17 protein-coding genes and 1 tRNA gene are annotated in these 15,899 nt (G+C 34.0%); 11 read left to right on the top strand and 7 right to left on the bottom strand.

Features of this window, described 5'->3' with window-relative positions; translation table 11 throughout:
* Positions 1-166 precede the first annotated feature (166 nt).
* From HX049_RS14690 to thrS, 5 genes are all read right to left on the bottom strand, one after another.
* The gene (locus tag HX049_RS14690; RefSeq protein WP_286416777.1) at positions 167-688 is read right to left on the bottom strand and encodes a class IV adenylate cyclase; all 522 of its coding nucleotides are present in this window, start codon (positions 686-688) and stop codon (positions 167-169) included.
* Between the two features lie 114 nt (positions 689-802).
* Positions 803-1,147, bottom strand: a complete 345-nt coding sequence (gene rplT / locus HX049_RS14685; protein WP_006259287.1) for a 50S ribosomal protein L20 — start codon at positions 1,145-1,147, stop codon at positions 803-805.
* A gap of 105 nt (positions 1,148-1,252) precedes the next feature.
* Positions 1,253-1,450, bottom strand: coding sequence for a 50S ribosomal protein L35 (gene rpmI, locus HX049_RS14680; RefSeq protein ID WP_016361612.1), 198 nt, complete (start codon positions 1,448-1,450; stop codon positions 1,253-1,255).
* A gap of 54 nt (positions 1,451-1,504) precedes the next feature.
* Positions 1,505-2,059: a translation initiation factor IF-3 gene (gene infC / locus HX049_RS14675; RefSeq protein ID WP_198032310.1), complete on the bottom strand. Its 555-nt coding sequence runs from the start codon at positions 2,057-2,059 to the stop codon at positions 1,505-1,507.
* Between the two features lie 45 nt (positions 2,060-2,104).
* Positions 2,105-4,057, bottom strand: a complete 1,953-nt coding sequence (gene thrS, locus HX049_RS14670; RefSeq protein ID WP_286416775.1) for a threonine--tRNA ligase — start codon at positions 4,055-4,057, stop codon at positions 2,105-2,107.
* 498 nt (positions 4,058-4,555) lie between these two features.
* On the opposite strand from thrS, the gene HX049_RS14665 reads away from it, so the two are divergent.
* A tRNA-Ser gene (locus HX049_RS14665) sits at positions 4,556-4,640 on the top strand.
* Positions 4,641-4,856: 216 nt separating this feature from the next.
* Here HX049_RS14665 and HX049_RS14660 read toward each other — a convergent pair.
* Positions 4,857-5,486 (bottom strand): hypothetical protein, encoded by a 630-nt coding sequence (locus HX049_RS14660; RefSeq protein WP_286416774.1) that lies wholly within the window; start codon positions 5,484-5,486, stop codon positions 4,857-4,859.
* A gap of 110 nt (positions 5,487-5,596) precedes the next feature.
* Here HX049_RS14660 and HX049_RS14655 point away from each other — a divergent pair, with 110 nt between their 5' ends.
* Both HX049_RS14655 and HX049_RS14650 read left to right on the top strand, forming a co-directional pair.
* Positions 5,597-5,803 (top strand): hypothetical protein, encoded by a 207-nt coding sequence (locus tag HX049_RS14655; RefSeq protein ID WP_286416773.1) that lies wholly within the window; start codon positions 5,597-5,599, stop codon positions 5,801-5,803.
* A gap of 175 nt (positions 5,804-5,978) precedes the next feature.
* Complete coding sequence (locus HX049_RS14650; RefSeq protein WP_155093259.1) at positions 5,979-6,188, top strand: hypothetical protein; 210 nt, start codon at positions 5,979-5,981, stop codon at positions 6,186-6,188.
* Between the two features lie 324 nt (positions 6,189-6,512).
* On the opposite strand, the gene HX049_RS14645 is transcribed toward HX049_RS14650, so the two are convergent.
* The gene (locus HX049_RS14645) at positions 6,513-8,165 is read right to left on the bottom strand and encodes a helix-turn-helix transcriptional regulator (RefSeq protein WP_286416769.1); all 1,653 of its coding nucleotides are present in this window, start codon (positions 8,163-8,165) and stop codon (positions 6,513-6,515) included.
* Between the two features lie 376 nt (positions 8,166-8,541).
* Between HX049_RS14645 and HX049_RS14640 the strand changes: the two genes are divergently transcribed.
* The 8 genes from HX049_RS14640 (at position 8,542) to HX049_RS18515 (ending at position 15,864) form a co-directional block, all read left to right on the top strand.
* Complete coding sequence (locus HX049_RS14640) at positions 8,542-10,005, top strand: hypothetical protein (protein WP_286416767.1); 1,464 nt, start codon at positions 8,542-8,544, stop codon at positions 10,003-10,005.
* Between the two features lie 8 nt (positions 10,006-10,013).
* Positions 10,014-10,439 (top strand): hypothetical protein, encoded by a 426-nt coding sequence (locus HX049_RS14635; protein WP_286416766.1) that lies wholly within the window; start codon positions 10,014-10,016, stop codon positions 10,437-10,439.
* Between the two features lie 21 nt (positions 10,440-10,460).
* Positions 10,461-11,186 (top strand): hypothetical protein, encoded by a 726-nt coding sequence (locus HX049_RS14630; protein WP_286416764.1) that lies wholly within the window; start codon positions 10,461-10,463, stop codon positions 11,184-11,186.
* Positions 11,183-11,977, top strand: a complete 795-nt coding sequence (locus tag HX049_RS14625; RefSeq protein WP_286416762.1) for a hypothetical protein — start codon at positions 11,183-11,185, stop codon at positions 11,975-11,977. Before HX049_RS14630 ends, HX049_RS14625 begins: the two co-directional genes overlap by 4 nt.
* 14 nt (positions 11,978-11,991) lie before the next feature.
* Positions 11,992-12,639 (top strand): hypothetical protein, encoded by a 648-nt coding sequence (locus HX049_RS14620; RefSeq protein WP_286416760.1) that lies wholly within the window; start codon positions 11,992-11,994, stop codon positions 12,637-12,639.
* Between the two features lie 8 nt (positions 12,640-12,647).
* Entirely contained in the window at positions 12,648-13,382 is a 735-nt protein-coding gene (locus HX049_RS14615; RefSeq protein ID WP_286416758.1) for a DUF6443 domain-containing protein, read from the top strand.
* An 89-nt stretch (positions 13,383-13,471) separates the two neighbouring features.
* Entirely contained in the window at positions 13,472-15,211 is a 1,740-nt protein-coding gene (locus tag HX049_RS14610; RefSeq protein ID WP_286416755.1) for a hypothetical protein, read from the top strand.
* Positions 15,212-15,270: 59 nt separating this feature from the next.
* Complete coding sequence (locus HX049_RS18515) at positions 15,271-15,864, top strand: RHS repeat domain-containing protein (protein WP_435793529.1); 594 nt, start codon at positions 15,271-15,273, stop codon at positions 15,862-15,864.
* The last annotated feature ends 35 nt before the right edge of the window (positions 15,865-15,899 follow it).

The following is a 15,899-nucleotide window of genomic DNA, read 5'->3' as shown; positions in this document are numbered from 1 at the left end:
CGGTTAACACTTCCTGCTGTAATGGCGTGTTCGGGACTTACACCCTAGAGTTATCACCCATGCTGGGCACACATATACAAAAAAGACTATCAGCATTGATAGTCTTTTTTGTTTTATCCTAACTCAATCTACTCCATTTAAATCAAGAGTAAAAGACAAGTCACTACTATTTTTTATTTAACTGAAGAATAAGATCACTATACGATACCGCAACTAAATCTTTTTTAGTCAACTCCATTAGATCAAAAAAATAATCACATTGTTGCTTTAAATCAACTCCTTCTTCTACTCCAATATCACAAGCTTCTACTTCCACAAAGCACCCCAAACCGTCTACCTGATCCAAATGAATACTAACATTCTTATACTTTAAAACCTTACGCACTTTAGACACCTTTACTTTTATACCAAACTGCAATTCTAATATTGCACCTAACGCAGAATCCTTCTCATGTTTATAATAAATAACATCTGAACTCTTCGCCTCCTCCCCATTAACACGATTATAATAAATCAAAGAACTATACTCGTCATACTCACGAAGCTTCACCCTTCCAATAGGGACATTATAATAAGTATCCACTTGCTTATATACCCCGTCTAAAACGAGCTCTAATCCTTTTAATTTATCTTCTATGCTATCTAAGTCAGCTACACGTGCTTTAAATTCCACATTCTGTAATTCCATCTATCTCTTTTTAGGTTCTAGCAAATATAACCGATTAAAATAAAAAAGCCTCACTGCATACAGTAAGGCTTTTAAATATATTAAGTAAGATAAATCAGATTTGACAAACGTTTATTATTTTACTTTATTAACGATAGCTGCGAAAGCTTCTGGGTGATTCATAGCTAAATCTGCAAGAACTTTACGGTTCAATTCGATATTGTTAGCTTTTAATTTACCCATGAATTGAGAATAGCTCATTCCGTGTAATCTAGCACCAGCGTTGATACGCATGATCCATAATGAACGGAAGTTTCTTTTCTTTTGTTTTCTATCACGGTAAGCATATACCATTGCTTTTTCTACCGCGTTTTTAGCTACTGTCCAAACGTTTTTACGTCTTCCAAAGAATCCTTTGGCTTGCTTCAAAATTCTTTTTCTTCTTGCTCTTGAAGCTACTGAGTTTACTGATCTTGCCATTTCTTAAAAATGTGTTTTTTGTAGTGGGCGGTTATGTTTCAAACACTTCTAAACTTTCATTTGCTCCACTCCAGGGTTATTAAATAATTTTAACCGGAATTAAGATTAGATTAATCTTAATTGATCTTTGATACTGTTTGTATCTGCTTTAGACACTAATCCAGAGTGTGTTAAAGCTAATTTACGCTTTTTAGACTTTTTAGTCAAAATGTGACTTTTGAAAGCGTGTTTTCTTTTAATTTTTCCAGAACCAGTCAACTTGAAACGTTTCTTAGCACTAGATTTAGTTTTCATTTTAGGCATTATTTCCTAGGTATTAATGATTATCTTACTTAACTATCTTAATATACTTAAATACTATTTTTTCTTTTTAGGTGCGATAAACATAGTCATACGTTTACCCTCTAAAACTGGCATAGTTTCCACTTTCCCGAATTCCTCAAGATCTTGAGCTAATCTTAATAATAAGATTTGTCCTTGATCTTTATAAATAATCGAACGTCCTTTAAAGAATACGAATGCTTTTAATTTAGAACCCTCTTTCAAGAATTTCATTGCATTCTTCTTTTTGAACTCATAATCGTGCTCATCTGTTTGAGGACCGAAACGAATCTCTTTTACAGTGATTTGAGTCGATTTAGCCTTTAGCATTTTTTCACGCTTCTTCTGTTCGTAAAGGAATTTGTTGTAATCAGTAATTTTACAAACAGGAGGTTCAGCATTTGGTGAAATCTCAACTAAATCCAATTCTAACTCCTCTGCTAAACGCATTGCGTCAGCAAGTTTATATACACCTGTTTCGACGTTGTCTCCTACAAGACGAACTTCAGGAACGCGGATGGCATTATTAATTCTATGCGCATCTTTCTTTTCTTCGCGAGGATTTCTTCCTCTGTTTTGTCTTATTGCTATGGCTATAAAATTTTATGTGCTTGTTCATCAAGCGTTATACTATTTTTACTCTCCAAATTGTTTAATAGAACTATTTACCTCTTCTTGTACTTGAGCGATAAAATCTTCTATCTTCATTGTCTGATTAGATTTACCAGAATCACCGTGTCTTCTTACAGAAATCGTACCGTTTTTCTCTTCATCTTCTCCTACAATTAACATGTAAGGGAATTTTTGTACTTCAGCTTCTCTAATCTTTTTACCGATAGTCTCATTACGGTTATCTACCAGCGCGCGAATTTCGCTATTTTCTAGCAAATTTAAAACTTTTTCGGCATATTTTTCATATTTCTCACTCAAAGACAGGATTATAGCCTGCTCTGGCATTAACCATAATGGGAAATTACCTCCCGTATGCTCTAAAAGTATCGCTATAAAACGTTCCATAGAACCAAATGGAGCTCTGTGGATCATCACTGGACGATGCAGCTCATTATCCGATCCTTTATAACTTAACTCAAATCGCTCTGGTAAGTTATAGTCTACCTGAATGGTACCTAACTGCCAGCTTCTACCTAATGCATCTTTTACCATAAAGTCTAACTTAGGACCATAGAAAGCAGCTTCTCCACTCTCGATGACATAATTAAGCCCTTTATCTCTAGCTGCATTGATAATAGCATTCTCAGCTTTTTCCCAATTCTCTACACTACCGATATACTTATCAGGATTACTTAAATCACGTACTGATACTTGTGCTGTAAAGTTCTCGAATCCTAACGACCCGAATACATATAACACTAAATCAATTACTTTTTTAAACTCTTCATCTAATTGTTCTGGTGTACAGAAAATATGTGCATCATCTTGAGTAAATCCTCTTACACGAGTCAATCCGTGTAATTCTCCCGATTGCTCATAACGATAAACTGTTCCAAACTCAGCAAAACGCTTAGGTAAATCTTTATAAGACCATGGTTTTGCATTATAAATCTCACAGTGGTGAGGACAGTTCATCGGTTTTAATAAGAACTCTTCTCCCTCTACTGGAGTATAAATCGGTTGGAAACTATCTGCTCCATATTTTGCATAGTGTCCAGAAGTAACATATAATTCTTTTTGTCCAATATGAGGAGTAACTACTTGCTCATATCCAGCTTTCTTCTGTGCTTTACGCAAGAACTGCTCTAATCTATCTCTTAACGCAGCACCTTTTGGCAACCATAATGGCAACCCTTGTCCTACTTTTTGAGAGAATGTAAACAATTCTAATTCTTTACCTAATTTACGGTGATCACGTTTTTTAGCTTCTTCTAATAAAGCTAAATACTCAGTTAAATCCTTTTGTTTAGGGAATGAAATACCATAAACACGAGTTAACTGCTTATTCTTCTCATCTCCTCTCCAGTATGCACCAGCAATAGATAATACCTTAAATGCTTTAATAATTCCTGTATTAGGAATATGACCTCCACGACATAAGTCTGTAAAAGTGTCATGATCACAGAAAGTAATCGTACCATCAGCTAGGTTCTCTATTAACTCAACTTTATAAGGGTTTTCTTCTTTTTTATAAAACTCTAAAGCTTCAGCCTTAGTAGCAGAACGCATTGTAAAGTCATGCTTCCCACGTGCTATCTCTAAAACCTTATCCTCAATTTTCTTAAAGTCAGCATCTGTCACTTTATAATCCATGAAATCCACATCATAATAGAATCCATTAGCGATAGCTGGACCTATTGTTAACTTGATTCCAGGGTATAAATCTTGTAAAGCTTGCGCCATTACGTGTGAAGTAGAGTGCCAAAAAGCTTTTTTCCCTTCATCATCATTCCATGAATATAAAACTAGACTACCATCCGTGGTCATAGGTGTCGTGGTTTCGATGGTGGTACCATTGAAGTTTGCAGAAATAATATTTCTAGCTAAACCTTCACTTATACTTTTTGCAACATCGAAAGGAGTTACGCCCGAAGCAAACTCTTTCACTGAACCGTCTGGTAATGTAATTTTTATCATAATAATTTTAAAAAATAAAATGCAAATATACGGGTTTTACCATAGAATCGCAACATTTAGCACTGCTTAACTCATTTTTTTTAACACTAAAAAAATAAAGTGCAGCCAATACTTACCTCACTAAAAAAAGAATACTTGATCCATCTCATTATTTCGGCGCTACTCTTAATACCTTTAAGCAAAAACAATCCCTCTTCTTAGCTTTCTATATAACAAACTAAAGCCTCTCCTCCCCCTATTTAAAAACATCTGTTTAGATTGACATCAATCCTACTAACACTAATCTTGACACTCACCTCATCCTCTTATTTAAAAATTGGCCATCAAGACTTATATCCATCTCAAATAATATACGCTTTTTTTCATTCATTACCGACTCAAAATAAATTAGTTACAAAAACACACTTCAAAAAACTTATTTTTTTCATTCAAAACGCTTGCAAACATCAGACTTTGCAGTATATTTGCACTCGCAATACGGAAGTAATGTAGACCTCTGGAGAAATGGCAGAGTGGTCGAATGCGGCGGTCTTGAAAACCGTTGACTGTAACAGGTCCGGGGGTTCGAATCCCTCTTTCTCCGCAGTAAAGCTTGATTATCAGGTAATTACAAGAGCAATACCCAATTTTACACCCAAAAATGTAAGGTTGGGTTTTTTTATAAAAGTCAATACTGATATTTTTATTCAAAATATTGGATCACAGTCAAAAGTTGTGGGATAAGTAAAAAAATTGAGGCTTAAACTACCAAGAGATTTTCTAATTGGGTAGTTTTTTATTATAAGCCATTAGGCAAAGTCTATTCTATATATTTATTTTCTAATATTCTTTTTATAACATCCTTTAGACCGGAATCAGAATTATCAAAATCAAGTCCTAAACTTCCTATAAATGGATAAACTGTCTTATTTCCAATAATAGAGTATTCCTCTTTAGAGTGGTAACTTTGGTGAGTTTCATTTTTAGGAAAAAGAATTAACAAAGCGATTGCTTTCAGATATCCTCCTTCTTTAGACCCAATTCCATGTAAATATTTTAAAGCTAAATTTTCATAATCATACTTTTCTATATTATTTAGTTTTTTATATTTTGCGTCTAAAATAACATAAGATAAATCATCAAACTCAATAATAAAATCAGGTCTTAAATTATTTGTATGCTTTTTAATTGTTGTTAAATTTATAGGTAAGCTCTGATAATATAAAGTAATTTTAAAGGTGTTTTTTTCAAACACTACTTTTTCATAAATGTTAGCTTCATTCAGAAAATTTATATTATCATCAATGATAGGAGTAAAACCTAGTTCAACAAATGTATCAAATAATTGATAGTAACATGCACGTTCAAACAGTTCATCTAATCGACTAATTCCTTTAAAATATTTATTGTCAGTAGAGTAATTAGTAGCACCTTTGTATAACAACCACATTAGTAATTGATTATAAACGTAAAAATAATGTTCTTTCGATTCAAATTTATTTGTATAAAAAAATCCAAATCGATATTAGTAACATATCTAAACTAACTATTGCTAAGTACATGAAAGAGTTAGGATTACGTAGTAAATTAGCTCGTAGATATAGAATAACCACAGACTCTGAACACAATTATTTAGTGGTTGATAATATTTTAGATAGACAATTTACACAAACTGAACCAGGGAAAGCCTGGGTGTCTGACATTACTTATATCTCTGTTAAAGAAGGGGGTATTTATCTAACTACATACAGTAATAGATTTATATGATAGAAAGGTTATTGGATGGAGTTTGAGTAAAGATATGTCAACAGAAAACACCACTTTAGCAGCCTTTAAAATGGCTAAAAGAATCTTAACATTATTCTGAATGACTGGACGAGCAAATATACAGAGAATACCTTGCTGACGGCAGCTGCGTTATACATGAACTTGGAGGAATATAATGAAGCGATTGTGCACCTCTAAAAACTGGAGATTACATCAGAACTTGAAGAAATATTACCTACATATAGGAGACTTGGATCAAGTGGAGAAGTATGTGTATTTGATAGAGAATTCTGATCGACTATCTGAGGAAGACATAGCTAGGGCACATTTGTACAGTGCACAGGCATTGCTAAAGAAAGGAGATAAAGCGTTTGTTATGAAGTAAAACAGAATTGGCGACAATGATAAGCAAGACAGTTATTGATGCAGAGGCACGTTATCGTATAGGACGACTACAGTATAAAAACAAACAGTAGGACAAAGCTCAGGAAATGGTCTTTGATCTGGTCAATAATATGGAGGAGCATGATTACTGGGTGTGGCCAAGAGTTTCATCTTGATTGCGGACACGTATGCTATCAAAGGCAATAAACTGCTGGCAAAGAATATGTTGGAAAGTGTGATTGAAAATTATGAAGAATATGATGATATTATTCCTTCAACAAAAGAGCGCTTAAAGAAATTGAAATTAAGGAAGTTAATTGATGAATTACGACAAACCCTGAAGAAAAGCATCGAAATCATCTTCCTTATCCAATTCAAATTTTTGTTTCAAACGATATTTTGCCATGCGGACACTTTTGGGTGCAACATTTAAGAGTTCGGCTATTTGCTTGGTGGAAAATTGGAGGGAAAAATAAGCACAATAGCGCAGATCGGTTTGGGTTAGTCTTTCAGAGGCTTTATCCTGTAATTGCTTGAAAAAATCTGGGTGAATATCTTGTATTTCTGAGCGGATCAGGTCAAAATCATTGTTGATTCTCAGTTCTTCTTTGATAAATTGATTGAGCTGGGGATGTTGGCTTTTGGCAGTTTCTATTTTTTCTTTTAATTCCTTGAGCGATTCAGCACCACGTTCTATTTGCAGCATCCCGACCATCAATTCCTTTTGCAATTGTTCTTTCTCCTGTGCGATTAAAGTTTGTTCAGCTTTTAATCTTGCCGCTTCCTCAATTTGAAGCTTTTCCCGTTCCAAAGCATATTTTAGTTTAAACCTATACGCTACAAACAAAAACAATAATCCTGTTATAGTAATAAGTGCTATGGCACTATACAGCCAAGTCTGTCTTTTTTGAAAAGCATTTTTTTGGTGTAGCAATTCCAATTCTTTACTCTTTTTGTCATTCTCATATTGAGCTTCCAGCTGTTGAATAATTTCGGTCTGTTTCGAGTCGAATACTTTTTTATAAGTCGTTATATATTTTTGATAATAGTCTAAAGCTTTTTGCGTATTTCCCTTTTTTTCATACAGGTTAGCCAACAATTCCAAGTTATTCAACTCTAAATAATAATTAGACGAAGGCAGTGAGTTAGCTAAGGCCTTTTGTGTTAGTAGTGCTTTTTCGGCTTTAGACCAATCTGCAGCCTGCATATGGATTTTGCCGAGTATTGCATATCCGTTAGCCTGCATCTCAATATTGTTGACTTCTTTCGAAGTTCGTAAAGCAAGATTCACGTATTCTATTATCTCTTTTTTCTTTAAAGAAGAATCATATTCCAGGTACAAGTTCGCCAGATACAGTGCAGAAAGAGCCACAACACTTGGATTCTTAATAGAAGTCTCATGTTGCTTGTATAGTGAAATGGATTGTTCAAAAGCATTTTCTGCAGTCTGAAGACGAGAAGTGTCCCTTTTTCGTTCAAATAAATCTACTTCATGGGTACCGTTAATCTGCCAAGCTTTGATCTGCGCATCTATATCTTTGCTTTTTTGTGCAGTTTTCAGTGCTAAACAGACATATCTTGCTGCGTCGTTTTGATTTTCACGCTCCGAATATATTCCGAACTTTAGGTAATAAATATTTGACAAGTACTTTTGTCCTTTATTCTCTTCCAGTAGGGGAATAGCTTTTTCCCAACTCTCAAATGCATCTTCAGGTTTGTTTTGTAAATTTTGCAAATAGCCCATTCTGAAATAGGCAATTCCTTTATAAAGTTTAGATGCATTTTGTGTATAGTAGAACATACTGTCAGCAGCTTTCTGAGCAGCTATGCCATCCCTTTGGATCATTTCAAACTGCACTTGCTGTGACCATGCGAGGCAGAGACCGTCTGTATATTGGTGTTTTTGGCCTAGTACAATGGCTTTTTTATTAGTTTGAATAGCCTTATCAAGGTGGGCTAATGAAATGCTATTTGCCAATTGACACAAGCTTAAAATTCGAGTTTGGGTGTCTAACTGAGAATTGGACAGCAATACCTCCAGCGAATCACTTATTGCTTTTTGAGCAAACGAAGGCGTCCATACAACGTATAGGAACTGTATTAAACATATATAAAAAAAACAAGTTCTTCTCATTCTATTTCTGATTGTTGTCAAATATAGAACAAAAAATAGACCTTCTATTTAACACTTGTAAAAGACTAACAATCAATAATTAAACTTATATGTAGATACTTTGTAGACGCTTCATATGATAAGAATATCTATTTATTAACATATTTTTGCTCATATTAATTAGTTAATACCACATCATCACAATGGTAGTTGAGGTATGAACAAACGACTAAGTCAAGGGATGCAAAACTTAAAAACATATCGCTTCTATATCACACAACTTCAACCAACCTACTTTTTTTTGCTGAGTCTGTTTGGAGGTTTGTTACTGATGATTGTTGTCCCTGTCATCTTTTTACTGAAGTATCAAGGTCAATCTATTTACATCTTATACTTAATAGGCTTTGTACTAATGTCAATGACAGGCAATATAATTTACAGTGTTTGGAAATGGCGCAAAGTTCGTGCAAAATATGCAGAACCTGAAAAGATAATTCTAAGAACAAATCGTTTCAATTCCCAATACTTCGGTATTATCCGATTTGAGGACATCAATAGCTACAGCATAAGGCAAAGCTTACCATGGATAAATTGGAATATGGCTTCTCCAACTCTAAAAATAAAATTACAGAACGAAAAAGTCATTCGGTTTCACCCCAAGCCTGACCAAAACAACACCGAACTGGAAGAGTACTTAAAATTCTTATCTGATTTCACTAGGTATTGGGAGGTTTATAAACAGAATTTGAATAAAGAAACTAGTTTTTCTTCAAAAAAGACAATCTCCTCTCCTTCTCTTTCACCGCAGGAAAACGAATATGAGACAGCAATTCGGGCAATTGCTAAAGCTCGGAAGAAAAAACTACGAAAGAATATTGTGATCCCTTTCAGCTTTATTATTGGTTTTGTCTTGTTTGCTCGATTTTTTGGCGGTAAAATAATCGAATATTACAAGACAAAACCTATGAGAGATATGATGACATATTCTCAGCAACGTATGGACCAGTATCCCGTATTGTTAAGAAATGCAATTGCGGAGGAGGGCGCAATATATATGTACACCAACGATAGCTTAGCCAAGCTTCACTTAGTTCCCTATATCAAGAGTACAAAAATTGAGGATCTAGATCAGTTGAACGCACTGAATACAGATACGCAGATCCTGAACTTTTTGACTCATCCGAAAGAGAGAAACTTCTATCTGTCTCTAGAAAATGAAAATGGAGTTTGGAAACAACTTAAAAGCTCTGGAATAGGAAAGCCAAAAGAACCTAAATCTATCAAGTTTCTATTGGACAATAGCGAGGAAAAAGAGACTGCCTCAAACTTAGGTTTACAATTTGTTGGACATTTTATTTTCGAATCCGAAGCAGAACTTAAAAAGCAGCTGTATCGACATGCACCCATGTTTAACAATCGCAGCTATTCTAAACAGCTACAAGCTTCTCAACCGAAATGGTATCTTATAGCTATGGAAAGTGAAGGAATGGATCTAGAAAGTTTTCAAATAGCCTCAAAAACTATTGTCGAATTTTTAAATAATGATCAAGATATTACTTTTTCATTTCATCTGTATAAGCATAACGGAAATGGGGATCCAATTGAAACTCCCCCAGAGGAAATCACAGATTCTTCAATAAAAGAATTGCAAGAGGCAATAGAAATAAGAAAACGTATTAAAGGGACATCACATAAAAATCAATAAGTATTCGAATGAGAAAACAAACACTATATATAGGTTCCCATTGGTTAACTACTTTAATTATCGTATTAGGTATGCTTAAGTTGGCAAAAGCGCAAACCAGCTTTATATTAGATGATTTTTTGGAAGAATATTATATCAAGTTGACTGTAGAGCCTGAAACAGATGACTCCGAAATACAAACCGTAAGATTCCATGTGTTTGACAAACAGAGTGACAAAAAACTTACAACCTCTTCTGCAGATTGGAGCAGTCGATACTTCACACAAAACTTCCCACAAGCAGAAGGCATATCTGTACCCTATCAAGAGCAGTCTTGGTTTTTGTATGAAGATATTAAATTTGATAGAATTAAAGACGTTGTGCTTCCTCAAACTTATATCCTGCTTTTTGAGAGCATCCCCTCACAGGGATTTGTAATATTTAAAAAAAAATGAATAAGCTGAATTAAGAAAACTATGGTAGGAATATTATACTTGATCTATTACTTTGCCATTACGCTCTGGTATGTTTACCTCTTAATAGGAGGGCTGTTACTATTCTTAGCTAAAAGGTGGTTTATAGTCACTACTTCTTTAGGCGGTAAGATAGGAAGTGGCTTCCTGATCTTTATAGGTGGATTAATCCTGATACTAGGAATATATGGTGCTTACGTTTATTTAGACAATCAGGTGTTTTATAAATGGCGGGCGGAACTCAATGATCGTAAGCTAGAGCGTACACAAAACACGGTGTTGGATACAGATTTAGACTTTCCTAGGCTTTCTTTACCCAAAGGGACACGCATAAGATGGCGCAATAGATTTGATGTTAAGAAAAAAGAACACGCTACTTTAGACGATATTAGGTGGGTAACACTTTCAGAATCTACAGATTTTTTTGGGTTTGTTTTTGATAAAGATTGGAGTGTGTATCTAAGGGAAGAAACTATAAGAGGTCATCTGCTGGATGTCCAATATATAGCAGAGTTGCCCGTGTGTGGAGAAATTGTTCTCAGCAAAGAGGGAAAGCCAATTCAGGCACATATTGCCGAGAACACAAAACTTAATGGACAATCTATAGCTAAAAACAGTATAGTTTATTTTGAGGTGGATGAAGAATCTCAAAAGAAATACATTCGGATAGTTCATCCTGAAGGCAGAGACTGTGAGTTTACATTTGAGTTGAAAATAGATAAAAAATGATTAGAAACAAACAAACACTTAGCAAAAAAGAAAGAAAAGACTTAATCATGCGTTATCGTTCTGCGCAAGCAAATAAGTGGGTAGGTCTGATACTTACTGGTTGTTTAACTTACTTAAGCTACCTCCTTATTCGTTTGGTTTATGATGAATTACGGTCAAATCGTTACAGCATAAAAGATGCGGAGATCATTGATTTAGGATTAGTAGTATTAATTTTTGGCACGCTTGCTATCTTCACGGTATGGATTACGATATTTGCTTTTCGATGGATGTTCTTGGCATATCGCAAGAAAGCAATATTGTTTGAAAAAGATAAAATACACTCTAAAAAAGAAGTGATCCGAGGGCAGCTGGTCGGAGTAGGTGGACGCAGGCAAGGATTCAGTTTCAAGTTTGATAATGGTGAGGAAGTTTCCGTTGATTTTAGTTATCTCATTTCTGGAGGATATAGGATAATCAATTCAGCTATATTGACAAATGCTGAAGTAGAAATCACTAGACTCCCTCACTCTCTGCTGTGTTATGGAGTGCGTTATATCCAGCTCTCGGAACAAAAGCAGGAATTAATGCAGGGAACACAAAAACAGGTAACGGTATCCGGAACAATTACTTTTGCCTTTGTTTTTGAGGTAGGATTGAAAGTTAAATACAAAGGAATCATCAAATTAGATAGACCACAAATGATAATACAGATTGGAAACTATCCAATAAAATTGGCTGTAACAGAACTTCCGATTCCTGGATCCTATACGAAGCAAATAGTACAGAAATACATGGAAATAGAACTATGAAAAATTAAAAACAGATGGAAAAAGCAAGTTTTAAATTTAGATTGATCAAAGTCAAATACATTTACAGACTACTTGGTACTATTATAGGTGGATTTGCACTGCTTATATCCCTACTCCTTATTGAAAGTTTTTTCTTGATTAAAAACTCTAATTATATTGAGTTAGCTACTTTTTTTATTATCCTTTTGATAGTAATGATTTGTGGGTATTGTGTTTTTAAGATTATTCAATCTACACGCCAAGGACGCGAAACCGTAAGCCTTACTCCATCAGGAATACAATCCAAAGTATTTGGAGATATTCCCTATGCAAAAATTCACTCCTATTGGATAGACTTGAAGTTCACTTGGTTGAATTGGGATAATCCTGCTCCGGGACTAAGGATTCGTTTGAAAAATAATATTTTAATAACTTATGATCTACTATCCAAAAACAATGAAGAAGGAAAACAAGAAGCAGAGGTGTATTTTAGTTTCGTACTACACTTTATGGATCAGATGAAGGCTTTAGATACGCAAGGCGAATTGTCTGAATCCTATTTTAAAGCCTTAGCTAAAATGGAAAAAGCAAGAAAACGAAAAAACAATCCACCCGTTTATCTCTATGCTATACTCCTGCTAATTTTTGGTTCAATCTTACTCTTAACCACATTAATAAAATAGGTTATAGAATGAATAAAAAAGGACTTACTGTTTCGAAAGTATCTGAGAAAGAATTAAAAAAATCGAAGTATCTTAATACTTACACCGTAATTAATGCAAAAATAGAGAATGCTAACCTTGGAAAAGGGGTGTTAGAGAGCGCTGATTATAGTATTAAAAAAACACAAAGTGTTGAATATATAACCTTTATAGATTTAAATCATGTGAGTTTAAGAGGATTGATATTGGAAGAAGATATAAATCAAATTATTTCTTTTAAAAAACACTATAATATTGTAAAAGATAACTTAGGATTAAAATTTAGGGAGTATTCTCCTTTAGCCTTTGGAAAAGTTTTAAACAATGATCTAAATAAATCTTTCAAAGAATTGGGAAAAGAAGAGTCTTATATTATATCTAATCCTTCTGAAGTTGTACTAGGGTTTTATAATCCTTCTATTTTGCCTCCTATAATAACAGATCCAACAAATCCAACAAATCCGACAAATCCTGGAACTAATGAACCAAGTAACTCTCCAGCACTATATAGTGAATCTATAAAAACAGAAATACTTAACTATTATAAAACTCCTAAGTATGAAAATACTCTAAATCCTTACAGTGAGACCCTATATGAGAATTCACCACTTAAAAGAGTATTAAAAACAGGTTCTCCTGGAGAGGATTGGAAAATCAGTGGAGATCATACAGTTGATTTTACCTATCGATTCAATACGCAAATGAGGTCAAATACAGACGTGTAAATGCTGTATTAAACGCAAGTAAAGGATTTTATGATTATACTACAGCAAGCAATGTTGGTAATGGATTTTACCCAGCAAACTCTCTTTATGTGAGCTCTGTATCTAATGAAAATGGTAATGTAACAGAAGAGTTTAAAGATCAAGAAGGAAAAGTAGTTTTAAAAAGAGTCTACAATAATACTCAAGGACTTACAAAACTCTTTAGTGTAGCCTCTAATGCACCTATGTCAAGTCCTATGCCTAGTGTAAGTAATATAATTGGAGATGAACTTAAAGGAAAGTCAGTACAGGATGTCATTGATAATTTTGACAAGATTGTAGAAAATCTAGAAAAAAATGTAGATAACCAGATAGATAATACCACAAAAGAAGTAGAACAGTTGCCTAATAACCCTTTAAGAGGCTCTGGAGTGATTACAGGTACAGGAGAAACATTAGATACTTATTATATCTATGATCAATATGGAAATCTATCTATAGTAACTTCTCCACTATTAAATGGTGATGTTACCCTGGCTAATGTAGACAAGCTAGGTTATCAATATAAATACGATACCAAAAACCGACTAGTTGCTAAAAAACTACCAGGTAAGACTTGGGAATACATGGTCTATGACAAATCAGATAGACTAGTAGCTATAGGACCTGTATATAATCCTTTTGGTACTGAGGCTAAAGGATGGATGGTAACTAAGTATGATGCTCATTCTAGAGTGATTTACAGTGGGTTTTACAATGGATTAGCAGTTAGTGAAACTACGCGTAAGACTTTTCAGGATAATGTAAATGCTAGTGCTACATCTTTTGAGAAAAGAGCTTCATCAACAAACATCGGAGGAGCACCTGTAACTTACACTAATACTGTTTTTCCAAAAGATAATCTTACTGTACTAAGTGTTAACTATTATGACGATTATACCTATCCTGGAGCAGCAACTAACTTTACAGCAATAGAAGGTCAAACAGTTATACAAAATGCAAAAGGATTACTCACAGGAAATTGGACAAGAGTATTAACTACTTCTAGTGAGAATAAAGCAAATATTACTTTTATGTTGTATGATTATAACAGTCGTGCTCTTAGAAGTTATACTAAGAATTATTTACAAGGATATACACAAGTAGATACAAAGTATACTTTTACAGGTTTTCCTTTAAAAGTAACCACTAAACACAAAAGAGATAACGTTGCAGTGCAAAGTATTGTTGAAGAAAACTTTGTTTATGATCACGCAGAAAGATTGTTACATCAAACTCATAAGGTTAATAATTTAGCAGAGGTTGTACTTTTTGAAAACGTATATGATGAACTAGGGACTTTAGAGAAAAAACGCATTGGTGGAAAGCGCTCTGGTAGTGCGACAACTACTAATACATTCTTACAAGAATTACAGTATAAATATAATATCAGAGGATGGCTTACAGAGGTTAACAATACAAATAACTTAGGACAATTAAACAATGGTAAACGCTCATTATTTGCCCTTAAATTAAACTACAATAAGCCAGAGCAAAGTATTAGTGGTGTAAAAGCAATGTATAATGGTAATATCTCAGAACAGATTTGGGTTAGTGGTATAGATAATAAAAAGCGCAGTTATGGCTATGTATATGATGGTGCTAATAGATTAGTGTTAGGTTCTTTTAAATCTCCTGATTTAAATTCAGCTTCAACAGCTAATTTATATGATGAAAAACTAGCCTATGACAAAAATGGAAATATTTTAAAACTTGATAGAAACGGAGCTTCAATAGGGGGAGTAACAACTGTAATTGATAAGCTTACTTATGGTTATGAATCAGGGAGTAATAGGTTTTATCTACTGTAAGAGATGCCACAGAAAATCAAGAAGGTTTTAAACAAGTAAATACTGCAGGTGCTGATTACATCTATGATGAGTTTGGTAATCTCACTAGTGATAAACACAAAAAAATAACTAAAATTAAGTATAATCACTTAAATTTACCTGTTGAGATTAACTTTGGAACTGATAAAATAGAGTATCTTTATACAGCTAGTGGAGAGAAAATACAGAAGAAAGTAACAGAGAAAGGTGTAGTTACCATAACAAATTATCTAGGAGGGTTTCAGTATGTAAAAGGAAAACTTAGTTTCTTACCTACAGCAGAAGGTTTTTTTAATGCTGAAACTAATGCTTATGTATATCAATTTAAAGATCATCTGGGCAATGTAAGACTGTCTTATAGTGATAAGAGTAAAAACAACACAATTGAAGCAAATGAGATTATAGAAGAGACGAACTATTATCCTTTTGGATTAGCACATAAGGGCTATAATCAGAAGAATGATGCTTTAATGAAAGATTATAAATATCAATACAATGGCAAGGAGAAACAGGAAGAGTTAGGTCTTAACTATTACGATTATGGTGCTCGTAACTATGATGCAGCTATTGGTAGATGGATGAATGTGGACCCGTTGGGGGAAGTTCAATCGAATAAAAACCATACCATTTTGTAAGTAATAATCCTATCAATAGAATAGACCCGACAGGG

This window comes from Myroides odoratimimus (assembly GCF_030326305.1).
In the GTDB taxonomy this organism is placed as follows: Bacteria; Bacteroidota; Bacteroidia; order Flavobacteriales; family Flavobacteriaceae; genus Flavobacterium; species Flavobacterium odoratimimum_A.
The sequence above is the reverse complement of the archived record's forward strand: the minus strand, read 5'-3'. Positions and strand labels throughout refer to the sequence as shown.

Excerpts from the sequence above, each read along its gene's own strand:
- HX049_RS14640 (WP_286416767.1), top strand. The coding sequence starts at position 8,542 with ATGCAAAACTTAAAAACATATCGCTTCTATATCACACAACTTCAACCA.
- rpmI (WP_016361612.1), bottom strand. The coding sequence starts at position 1,450 with ATGCCTAAAATGAAAACTAAATCTAGTGCTAAGAAACGTTTCAAGTTG.
- HX049_RS14690 (WP_286416777.1), bottom strand. The coding sequence starts at position 688 with ATGGAATTACAGAATGTGGAATTTAAAGCACGTGTAGCTGACTTAGAT.
- HX049_RS14650 (WP_155093259.1), top strand. The coding sequence starts at position 5,979 with ATGAAGCGATTGTGCACCTCTAAAAACTGGAGATTACATCAGAACTTG.
- HX049_RS14620 (WP_286416760.1), top strand. The coding sequence starts at position 11,992 with ATGGAAAAAGCAAGTTTTAAATTTAGATTGATCAAAGTCAAATACATT.
- HX049_RS14635 (WP_286416766.1), top strand. The coding sequence starts at position 10,014 with ATGAGAAAACAAACACTATATATAGGTTCCCATTGGTTAACTACTTTA.
- HX049_RS14630 (WP_286416764.1), top strand. The coding sequence starts at position 10,461 with ATGGTAGGAATATTATACTTGATCTATTACTTTGCCATTACGCTCTGG.
- HX049_RS14615 (WP_286416758.1), top strand. The coding sequence starts at position 12,648 with ATGAATAAAAAAGGACTTACTGTTTCGAAAGTATCTGAGAAAGAATTA.
- rplT (WP_006259287.1), bottom strand. The coding sequence starts at position 1,147 with ATGGCAAGATCAGTAAACTCAGTAGCTTCAAGAGCAAGAAGAAAAAGA.
- HX049_RS14625 (WP_286416762.1), top strand. The coding sequence starts at position 11,183 with ATGATTAGAAACAAACAAACACTTAGCAAAAAAGAAAGAAAAGACTTA.
- HX049_RS14655 (WP_286416773.1), top strand. The coding sequence starts at position 5,597 with ATGAAAGAGTTAGGATTACGTAGTAAATTAGCTCGTAGATATAGAATA.
- thrS (WP_286416775.1), bottom strand. The coding sequence starts at position 4,057 with ATGATAAAAATTACATTACCAGACGGTTCAGTGAAAGAGTTTGCTTCG.
- HX049_RS14660 (WP_286416774.1), bottom strand. The coding sequence starts at position 5,486 with ATGTGGTTGTTATACAAAGGTGCTACTAATTACTCTACTGACAATAAA.